At 50.6% G+C, this 9,034-nt stretch carries 10 protein-coding genes; all 10 read right to left on the bottom strand.

The window, feature by feature from the left end; translation table 11 throughout:
• Nucleotides 1-254: 254 nt before the first annotated feature.
• On the bottom strand, nt 255-1,772 hold the full coding sequence (lysS, locus tag ACTJKB_RS30740; RefSeq protein WP_440838017.1) for a lysine--tRNA ligase: 1,518 nt from the start codon (nt 1,770-1,772) through the stop codon (nt 255-257).
• Between the two features lie 160 nt (nt 1,773-1,932).
• On the bottom strand, nt 1,933-2,412 hold the full coding sequence (greA, locus tag ACTJKB_RS30735) for a transcription elongation factor GreA (protein ID WP_074086951.1): 480 nt from the start codon (nt 2,410-2,412) through the stop codon (nt 1,933-1,935).
• A 203-nt stretch (nt 2,413-2,615) separates the two neighbouring features.
• Nucleotides 2,616-3,632: a tRNA dihydrouridine synthase DusB gene (gene dusB, locus ACTJKB_RS30730; RefSeq protein ID WP_440838016.1), complete on the bottom strand. Its 1,017-nt coding sequence runs from the start codon at nt 3,630-3,632 to the stop codon at nt 2,616-2,618.
• A 50-nt stretch (nt 3,633-3,682) separates the two neighbouring features.
• Complete coding sequence (locus ACTJKB_RS30725) at nt 3,683-3,892, bottom strand: helix-turn-helix domain-containing protein (RefSeq protein ID WP_440838015.1); 210 nt, start codon at nt 3,890-3,892, stop codon at nt 3,683-3,685.
• Nucleotides 3,844-4,395 carry a 2-amino-4-hydroxy-6-hydroxymethyldihydropteridine diphosphokinase gene (gene folK / locus ACTJKB_RS30720; protein WP_440838014.1) on the bottom strand — a complete coding sequence of 184 codons (552 nt, stop codon included), beginning with the start codon at nt 4,393-4,395 and terminating at the stop codon, nt 3,844-3,846. The genes ACTJKB_RS30725 and folK overlap by 49 nt, the downstream gene beginning before the upstream one ends.
• 10 nt (nt 4,396-4,405) lie before the next feature.
• Nucleotides 4,406-4,768: a dihydroneopterin aldolase gene (folB, locus tag ACTJKB_RS30715; RefSeq protein ID WP_440838013.1), complete on the bottom strand. Its 363-nt coding sequence runs from the start codon at nt 4,766-4,768 to the stop codon at nt 4,406-4,408.
• A 47-nt stretch (nt 4,769-4,815) separates the two neighbouring features.
• Nucleotides 4,816-5,673, bottom strand: coding sequence for a dihydropteroate synthase (gene folP, locus ACTJKB_RS30710; RefSeq protein ID WP_440838012.1), 858 nt, complete (start codon nt 5,671-5,673; stop codon nt 4,816-4,818).
• Entirely contained in the window at nt 5,670-6,551 is an 882-nt protein-coding gene (locus ACTJKB_RS30705; protein WP_440838011.1) for an aminotransferase class IV, read from the bottom strand. The genes folP and ACTJKB_RS30705 overlap by 4 nt, the downstream gene beginning before the upstream one ends.
• Complete coding sequence (gene pabA / locus ACTJKB_RS30700; RefSeq protein WP_440838010.1) at nt 6,548-7,129, bottom strand: aminodeoxychorismate/anthranilate synthase component II; 582 nt, start codon at nt 7,127-7,129, stop codon at nt 6,548-6,550. Before pabA ends, ACTJKB_RS30705 begins: the two co-directional genes overlap by 4 nt.
• A complete protein-coding gene (locus ACTJKB_RS30695; RefSeq protein WP_440838009.1) occupies nt 7,129-8,742 on the bottom strand; it encodes an anthranilate synthase component I family protein in 1,614 nt (537 codons plus the stop codon). The genes pabA and ACTJKB_RS30695 overlap by 1 nt, the downstream gene beginning before the upstream one ends.
• Between the last annotated feature and the right edge of the window lie 292 nt (nt 8,743-9,034).

Here is a 9,034-nt window from a genome sequence, read left to right as displayed (position 1 = left end):
TCGTTGTTCAGTTTTCAAAGATCAAGCTCGTCGTCGGTGCCGATTATCTCGTCACCAGCAACTCTTATAATATATCATGTTCGACCGAGTAATGCAAGCTCTTTTTTTTAATTTCTTTTCGAGCTCGGCGTTGATGTTTCTTGGCCGGAATAAGAATATACCATGTACAGAGTTTCATTGCAAGCATTATTTTCAAAAATGATTCCGAAGAGAAATGCCTACTCGCATCCCCTTCGGAATCAGGATAAAAACAATTACTCTGTACGGTTACGCATATGCGGGAACAGCAGCACATCGCGGATCGATGCAGCGTTGGTAAGCAACATGATTAGCCGGTCCACACCAATTCCAAGTCCGCCTGTAGGCGGCATGCCGTATTCAAGAGCACGGATGAAATCATCATCCATTTCATGAGCTTCATCGTTCCCTTTTTCTTTTTCCTTAATCTGCGCTTCAAAGCGCTGACGCTGGTCGATGGGATCATTCAGCTCGCTAAACGCATTCGCATGCTCACGGGCCACGATAAACAGCTCAAAACGGTCTGTAAAGCGCGGGTCTTGATCATTCTTTTTGGCAAGTGGAGAGATTTCAACCGGATGGCCTGTAACAAAGGTCGGCTGAATCAGTGTTTCTTCTACAAATTGCTCAAAGAAGGCATTCAGGATGTGTCCAAAGGTCATGTGTTTCTCAACAGGCACACGGTGCTCCTTCGCCAGACGCTGTGCTTCCTCATCCGTCATATGAACGCCAAAATCAACTCCTGTCACTTCTTTGACAGCGTCCACCATGGTTACCCGGCGCCACTGTGGTGTCAGGTCTACTTCCTGGCCTTGATAATTAATCTTTTGGGTACCCAGAACTTCCTGGGCGATATGAGCGATCATGCTCTCGGTTAAGTGCATAATGTCTTTGTAGTCAGCATAAGCTTCGTACAGCTCGATCATTGTAAATTCCGGGTTGTGGCGCGTTGAAATACCTTCGTTCCGGTACACACGTCCAATTTCGTATACTTTTTCCAAACCGCCGACGATCAGACGCTTCAGATGCAGTTCGATGGCAATACGCATATACAGCTGCATATCGAGTGTATTGTGGTGAGTAATAAACGGACGTGCCGCTGCTCCGCCGGCGATGGCATGAAGTGTTGGTGTTTCCACCTCTAGGTAGCCAAGCGAATCCAGATAACGACGCATCGACTGGATGATCCGTGACCGGGTAATGAATGTCTGCTGAACTTCAGGATTAATAATCAGATCGACATAACGCTGGCGGTAGCGCAGCTCCACATCTTTCAGACCGTGATATTTCTCGGGAAGCGGGAGCAGCGATTTGGAGAGAACCTCAAGGTTATGCACTTTAATAGAGGTTTCACCGGTTCTGGTCTTGAACACTGTTCCGCGAACGCCAATGATGTCGCCCAGGTCAAGAACGTTAAAAGCTGCATACTGCGCTTCAGAAATACTGTCCTGACGGACATAGATTTGAATCTTTCCGCTAAGATCCTGGATGTGAGCAAAGCTTGCTTTACCCATCACGCGCTTAGCCATAATGCGGCCGGCAATGCTGACTTCCAGGTTGAGCTCGTCCAGCTCCTCTTTGGTTTGTCCGTCGTACTTGGACATAATATCTCCAGCACCTGTCGTACGCTCATACTTTTTACCAAACGGATCGATTCCCAGTGCACGAAGCTCGTCCAGTTTGCCGCGGCGGATCGTCAACAGCTCGCTAAGTTCTTTTTCCGTATTCTCCGCAGTGTTCATTTCCTCGGTCATGTCTTTCATCCTCTCTTACTCACTCTGTCATATACACAAGAAGAAACGGCTCCGTCCCTATGCAAGAGGACAGTCCGTTCCCGTACAAATAGAAGCTGTATGTGTTTTGAAAAAAGCTTCCCTAAGGAAGCTTTCTTGACTTATCCCTTATTGGTACCTATTACTTCATTCTAATATCAAGAATTTTATATTGAATGACTCCTGCAGGAACACTAACATCTACAACGGTACCAATCTTCTTGCCGATAATGGCCCGGCCTACCGGACTTTCATTGGAGATCTTATTATTCAACGGATCGGACTCGGCGGTGCCGACAATCAAATATTCCATGACGTCGCCATATTCCAAATCCTCAACGCTAACAGTAACCCCAATGCTTACTACATCGGTAACGATCTCGTCGCTGTTGATGATGCGCGCATTACGGAGCATTTTTTCCAAAGTAATGATACGTCCTTCAATGAAAGCCTGCTCGTTCTTGGCGTCCTCATACTCCGAGTTCTCACTGATATCTCCGTAGCCAATGGCTACTTTAATCCGTTCAGCTACCTCGCGGCGTTTGACGGATTTGAGGGTCTCCAGTTCTTCTTCCAGACGCTTAAGTCCGTCCGGTGTAAGGATGACTTCTTTATCGCTCATCTCAACCGATTCTCCTGTCGTATACATTTATTGAAAACACCATACTATATGCGAATCCGGAGGGATAAGAACCCTCCCTGCTGCATTAACGCTTGCTGTAACGGCGATTTTATACTGTGAAATTATATTGGAACCGCTACAAAATGTCAATGATGCCCCATATAATGTTCGAGTGTGTGTCCAAAAGACAGGAAAATCAAGTGTTAAACCGCTGAAAGCGAGGAATTCAGGCTTTCCTGCTCCTCACTTTCCTTAAGCTGTATGACAAATTCGTTCAATATCCGCACCATTTCATCACGCTTGGTTTCTTCCATAATGACATCCTTCACACGGGCGGCTGCCTTCATCCCCTTCAAATACCAGGCCAGATGCTTGCGCATTTCACGGACAGCTACCGCTTCGCCTTTCAGGCTGATCAGACGGTCCATGTGAAGAATGGCAACTTTGATCTTTTCTTCTGCTGCGGGTTCAGGCATAAGCTCACCTGTGCTCAGATATTGGATTGTGCGGTACAGCATCCACGGATTGCCCAGTGCCCCCCGTCCAATCATTACACCGTCGCAGCCGGTCTGATCCAGCATTGCCCGCGCATCCTCCGGAGTATTCACGTCTCCGTTGCCGATCACCGGAATGGAAACTGCCTCTTTAGCCATACGGATGTACTTCCAATCGGCAAGCCCGGTATAAAGCTGCTCACGGGTCCGGCCATGGACACTTACCGCCTGGCCTCCAGCACGTTCAACAGCGCGCGCGTTGTCTTCCACAAAAATATGCTCGCTGTCCCAGCCAATCCGCATTTTTACGGTCACAGGCTTATCAACGGCGTCAACGACTGCAGACACCATCTCGTAGATTTTATCAGGACTCAGCAGCCAGCGGGCTCCCGCGTCGCATTTGGTCACTTTGGGTACAGGGCAGCCCATATTAATATCGATAATATCAGCATTTGTCTCTTTATCAACGACCTTGGCTGCTTCTACCAGAGACTCCCGGTCACCACCAAAAATCTGCAGACTTAGCGGCTTCTCCCGCTCATCCACAAACAGCATCTCCCGCGTACGCGGGTTGCCGTGTACAATCGCCTTGCCACTTACCATTTCAGCACAGACCAGACCGGTTCCGAATTCTTTTGCGATCAGACGAAATGCCGGATTACACACGCCTGCCATAGGCGCCAGCACAACTTGGTTTTTCATCTCAATATCGCCAATTTTCAGCATGTTTGTTCACTTCCTTGATTTGATTTGTTGGGATCTATAATAACGTCCCCTCAATCAGAGGGATTGGCTAATTCGTCCGCAGCAACTCCAAGAACGTCCGCAATTTTATTTAAAATTTGATCTTCTAAGCGTCTGTTGCCCCGCTCCACTGCACCCAGTACAGCCAAAGATATTCCGACAGAGTCCGCAAGCTCCTGCTGAGTGTAACCCTTCAGCTTTCTGAATGCTCTGACCCTCCGTCCCATACGTTTGTTGTCCACAAGCGAATTCCTTCCCTTCCGTCTATGTCTTGTAGCGCTGATGTAATGAAATGCCGAAGTCCGGAAGACTCTTCATTGTGCGGAACGACATCACTTAGTGGTATAAGCACAAACGCCCGTTCCTGCATCCGCGGATGCGGCAGTGTTAATTCGGGTGTGTCGAAGTGCTGATTCTCCATCCATAACAAATCCAAGTCTACCGTTCTCGGTCCATAGCGCACATCCCGGACACGGCCCAGCTGACTTTCGATGCTAAGCATCTCCTGAAGGAGCGCCTCCGGGGCAAGCGTTGTACGAAGAGCCGCCGCCATATTCAGAAACTGCGGCTGGTCCAAATACCCGACAGGCTCAGTTTCGTATACACGTGAACAGCGGACCACTTCAATCTGCTCATGCTGGTTCAGTCTTTTCAATGCCGCCAGCAGGCTCCCCTCACGGTCGCCCAAATTAGCCCCTAAAGCAATATAAGCCTCTGATGCCTCAGAGGTAGAATGTATGGTCATTGCCAAGTTCTCACTTTCTGGTTCTGTGCAGCTCTACGGTCACTCCTTGAAAGTGAATGTCGAACGGCGGATGCGGTTTAGTCAACTTCACCGTTACTGCATTGATAACAGTATAAGTGTCCAGTACTGAGGATGCAATATGTTCAGCCAAAGCTTCGATGAGTTTAAATGACTTTGTTTCGACAATTTTTTTGACAAGAAAATGCACTTCGGCATAATTCACGGTCAGTGTGAGATCATCGCTAAGGCCAGCGCCCTGCAGATCAAGTTCCAGCTCCAGATCAACGTAAAATCGCTGACCGAGCTTGCGCTCCTCTTCAAACACTCCATGATAGCCATAGTATTCCATGCGGTGTAGCGTCATTTTATCCATTAGGGTTACCTGCTTTCTTATCCAAATAATCTATAGTTGATCGTATATTAGCCACGTGCCAGCGTCCCCGCAGTGTAAAGCATGGCATCGCACATCTGCACCGTACGCTTGATTCTGGCTACATCGTGCACCCGCACGATCTGGCAGCCTTGGGCAATCCCGAACGCTACGGTGGCCGCAGTGCCCTCTACCACATCATCTGCCGGGAGATCCAGCACAGTCCGAATGAATTTTTTGCGGGAAGTGGCCAGAAGCACTGGATATCCAAGCTCGGTCAGCCGGTCCAGATTCATCATGGCCTGAAGATTCTCTGTATAATCCTTCGCAAATCCAATTCCAGGATCAATAATAATATTCTCCGGCTTCACCCCTGCGGCCAGAGCCAGGTTTACGCTCTCCGCAAGGTCGGTAGACATATCACTAACCAAATCCTGATAATTCCGGTCATTGCGGTTATGCATTAGAATGATGGGACAGCCGCTTTCCGCAGCTACAGCTGCCATATTCGGGTCAGCCTTGGCGCCCCAGACATCATTAATGATGTGGGCGCCCGCCCGAATGGCCTTGCTGGCCACTTCGGCCTTGTAAGTGTCGATCGACAAAGGCAGATGGGGGGCCGCACGATGAATACTCTCAATGACAGGTAATACGCGGGCCAGCTCTTCTTCCAGACTTACCGGTTGATGGCCGGGCCGTGTCGACTCGCCGCCAATATCAATAATATCGGCACCCTCAGCCGCCATTTGCAGCGCATGCTCTACCGCACGATCTGGCTCATCCCACAACCCGCCATCGGAAAAAGAATCCGGAGTAACGTTCAGAATGCCCATAATCAACGTTCGTTCACCCAGTGTCAGTTCCGCTGCACCTATACGGTAATTTCGCTTGTATATCACGGGTCTCATTCCGGCAATCCCGTCCTTTCTCTGTATGATTTCAGCAATAATGCTGTAATTCTCCCGCAGCGTCCTCCACTTACCGTATGCCGCTCATTTGTACGCCACAGCGTTGTAACCGGAACGATCTCCTGTACCGAATTGGTTAGAAAAATCTCATCCGCTTCTGCAATCTGCTCCCACCTGTACAGGCCTTCTTCTGTTCGCAGTCCAGCATCAAGCGCCAGCCCCAGTACCATTTCCCGGGTAATTCCCGGCAGGATGCCGGTGGCTACGCTCGGTGTGTAGAGCACGTTATTGTTAACGAAAAAAACATTGCTGACGATGCCCTCAGCAATCTCTCCCTGCGCGGTCAGCATCAGTCCCTCCGCACCGGTTGCGGCTGAAGCATATCCTGCCAGTTCACGCTTCGCGAGTATATTGTTCATATAATGCAGCGACTTGAAGCGCACGGGACCTTCCGGTGTATTACGCGGCAGATTCAATACTTGCAGGCCTTTGCCTTCCTGGTAGAGAGTGTCAGGGAGCTTCGGCAGCTCTTTGATGTAGAGCAAATGATTAGGCTGACTGTAGTCGCCCGCAGGCAACCCCAGAATATCTTCACCGGCTGCTACGGTGTAACGGATATAGGCATCCTGTAATTCATTTTTACTCATTACACGCTGAATCCAGCCCCGCAGCTCAGCAGCGTCTCCTTCAAAAGGAATTCCAAGCTGTCTGCAACCCTCCGCCAGTCTGTCGATGTGCCGCTGCAGCAAAAACGGTTCACCCCCGTACGTGCGAAAAGTCTCAAAAAGGCCCATTCCGTACAAAAAGCCGTGATCCAGAGCGGAAATCACGGCATCTTTGGCATCAACTACCCTGTTGTTGAATCCAATATATTTCATACCGGTTCCCCGGCTCTCCGTTTCAGGAAATTGCGCAGCATAGTGTGCCCATGATTGGTAATAATCGATTCAGGATGGAACTGTACTCCCTCTATCGGGTATTCCTTGTGGCGCAAAGCCATAATTTCACCTTCCGCTGTTTCCGCTGTAATCTCCAAGCAATCAGGCAAACTGTCGCGTTCCACGATCAGTGAATGATAGCGGGTTGCGATGAAAGGAGATTCCAGTCCCTCAAAGACCGAGGTACCGTTGTGGTGGATCGGCGAGGTTTTGCCATGCATCAGACGCTCCGCCCGGATAACATTGCCGCCAAAAGCTTGTCCAATGGCCTGATGGCCCAGACAGACACCGAAGATCGGAATGATTCCTTTGAAATGCTGCAGCAGCTCAAGGCTTATGCCTGCTTCATTCGGTGTGCACGGTCCCGGAGAAATCAGGATATGGTCCGGTGCGAGCGCCTCAATCTCCTGGATGGTAATCTCATCATTGCGGGATACCTTCACTTCTTCCCCAAGCTCTCCCAGATACTGCACCAGGTTGTACGTAAAGGAATCATAATTATCGATAACCAAGATCATTATATTGCTCCTCCTTCGGTGCCGCCGGTGGTCCGTGATTCCTGCTGATATTCGCTACAGAGAATCGCCTTCACTACGGCTTTGGCTTTATTGTGGCATTCCCGGTATTCCTGGTACGGGTCAGAGTCGATCACAATGCCCGCACCTGTCTGAATATAGCCTACTCCGTCCTTGACCGCCAATGTTCGTATAATAATATTTAATTCCATATTGCCGGTATAGTCAATCCAGCCCATTGATCCCGTATATGGACCACGCCGAACGGGCTCCAGTTCCTCGATGATCTCCATCGTGCGCACCTTGGGTGCTCCGGTGATCGTGCCGCCGGGGAACAAGGCGGCCATGACATCGTAAGCGCCTTTACCAGGCGCGACGGTGCCCTCCACCTGCGAGACGAGATGCATCACATGCGAGTATCGCTCCACGGTCAGCAGCTCCGGCACGCTGACCGTTCCATATGCAGCGACACGGCCGATGTCGCTCCTCTCCAGATCGACAAGCATAATATGCTCGGCGATCTCCTTCTCGCTCCCGCGCAGCTCCGCCTCCATGGCGGCGTCCTCCGCGGGAGTGAGGCCCCGGCGCCGGGTACCGGCTATGGGGCGTGCGCTGACCTTGTCCCCGTGCAGCTTGACGAGCAGCTCGGGCGAAGCGCTGGCAAGCGTGAAGCCGGGTGATCGCAGCAGCCCCATGTATGGGGACGGATTGAGCTTGCGCAGCCATTCGTACACATCCTCCGGCGAGGATTTCAGCTGCGCTTCTTGACGCAGCGACAGATTGACCTGGAAAACATCCCCTTGCCGGATGTACTCCTGAACCTCCTGGACCGCCAGCTGAAACTGCTCGGGCGAGAAGGCTGAAGTCATGCCCGGCCACTCACCGGTGACATGGGTATGGGCTTCAAGGATGGCAGCCTCGGCAGCTTCTTCAGCGCTGCATTCTGAAATCCCTGGGGTGGCTGAGATCAGCCGCCATTGCTCCAGCATCTGCTCTGCCCGCCGGAGAGCGTCTTGATAAAGATCTTTCAGTTCAGCAGGGCCAGACGGGTTCGCAGTAACAACCGGAACATGCACTGTGCAGTACAGCATGTCCTCCTGATGATCATAGATCCACAGCTCCTCCAGCCTCATAAAGAGGTAATCGGGAAAGCCCGGATCATCCTCAGCCAAGACAGGCAGCTTCTCCAGGGAACGGGCCACATCATAACTGAGAAATCCAATGCAGCCACCTATAAAGGGAGGCAGTGCAGAGTGCTGGACGCACGGTGACGTGAAATCCTTCATCCAGCCTTCCAGCATCTCCAATGGTTGACCACTTATGACAGAATGGAGTCTGGGCTCATCTGTATTAGCAGCATCTGGAGGGAAACTGCGTACTTCAGCCGAGCCTTCTTTGCCTTGCAGCACAGAAACCGGATTTAAGCCAAGGTATGTATAACGGCCCCCTTTCCCGCTCTCCAGTACCACTGAATACGGGGAGGCCGTCTCCCAGGCTTTCTTCCAGAAGGCCGGCAATCCTCCCTTTTCCTGAGGTGATTGTATAATAAGGGGGAGAAGGCTCCACTCTGCCTGCGCCCATAGCTCCCAGTCCTGCCATGCTGTTATGATTTCCAATGCCATCCCCCTAAAAGTTTTGTGCAGCATACGCTTCTTGTGACTTTACTTCGTAACAAAACTCGCTTCGGAAGAATCTGCTTAGTTTTGTGCAGCATACTTTTCCTGTAAATCCACTCTGTATACAACCCGCCCTAAGCAATCCTCACGGTTAATCCGTTTCCTTATCCTTTGGTTTATTGCCTGTCAGTATACTGTACTTTGGACCGTTTTGAAAAGCCTGATTGATCGATTTTCCGAAAAAAGAGCCTTCACATCCCTATGACAGCGGATGAGAAGGCTCTATGCACGA

Source organism: Paenibacillus sp. 22594, from assembly GCF_052044425.1.
Lineage (GTDB): Bacteria > Bacillota > Bacilli > Paenibacillales > Paenibacillaceae > Paenibacillus_AQ.
Note: the sequence above shows the minus strand (reverse complement) of the source record. Positions and strands in the feature narration are given on the sequence as shown.

Bases quoted from the DNA above. Each gene is read 5' to 3' on its own strand.
- lysS (WP_440838017.1), bottom strand. From the start codon at position 1,772: ATGACCGAGGAAATGAACACTGCGGAGAATACGGAAAAAGAACTTAGC.
- greA (WP_074086951.1), bottom strand. From the start codon at position 2,412: ATGAGCGATAAAGAAGTCATCCTTACACCGGACGGACTTAAGCGTCTG.
- dusB (WP_440838016.1), bottom strand. From the start codon at position 3,632: ATGCTGAAAATTGGCGATATTGAGATGAAAAACCAAGTTGTGCTGGCG.
- folK (WP_440838014.1), bottom strand. From the start codon at position 4,395: ATGACCATACATTCTACCTCTGAGGCATCAGAGGCTTATATTGCTTTA.
- folB (WP_440838013.1), bottom strand. From the start codon at position 4,768: ATGGATAAAATGACGCTACACCGCATGGAATACTATGGCTATCATGGA.
- folP (WP_440838012.1), bottom strand. From the start codon at position 5,673: ATGAGACCCGTGATATACAAGCGAAATTACCGTATAGGTGCAGCGGAA.
- ACTJKB_RS30705 (WP_440838011.1), bottom strand. From the start codon at position 6,551: ATGAAATATATTGGATTCAACAACAGGGTAGTTGATGCCAAAGATGCC.
- pabA (WP_440838010.1), bottom strand. From the start codon at position 7,129: ATGATCTTGGTTATCGATAATTATGATTCCTTTACGTACAACCTGGTG.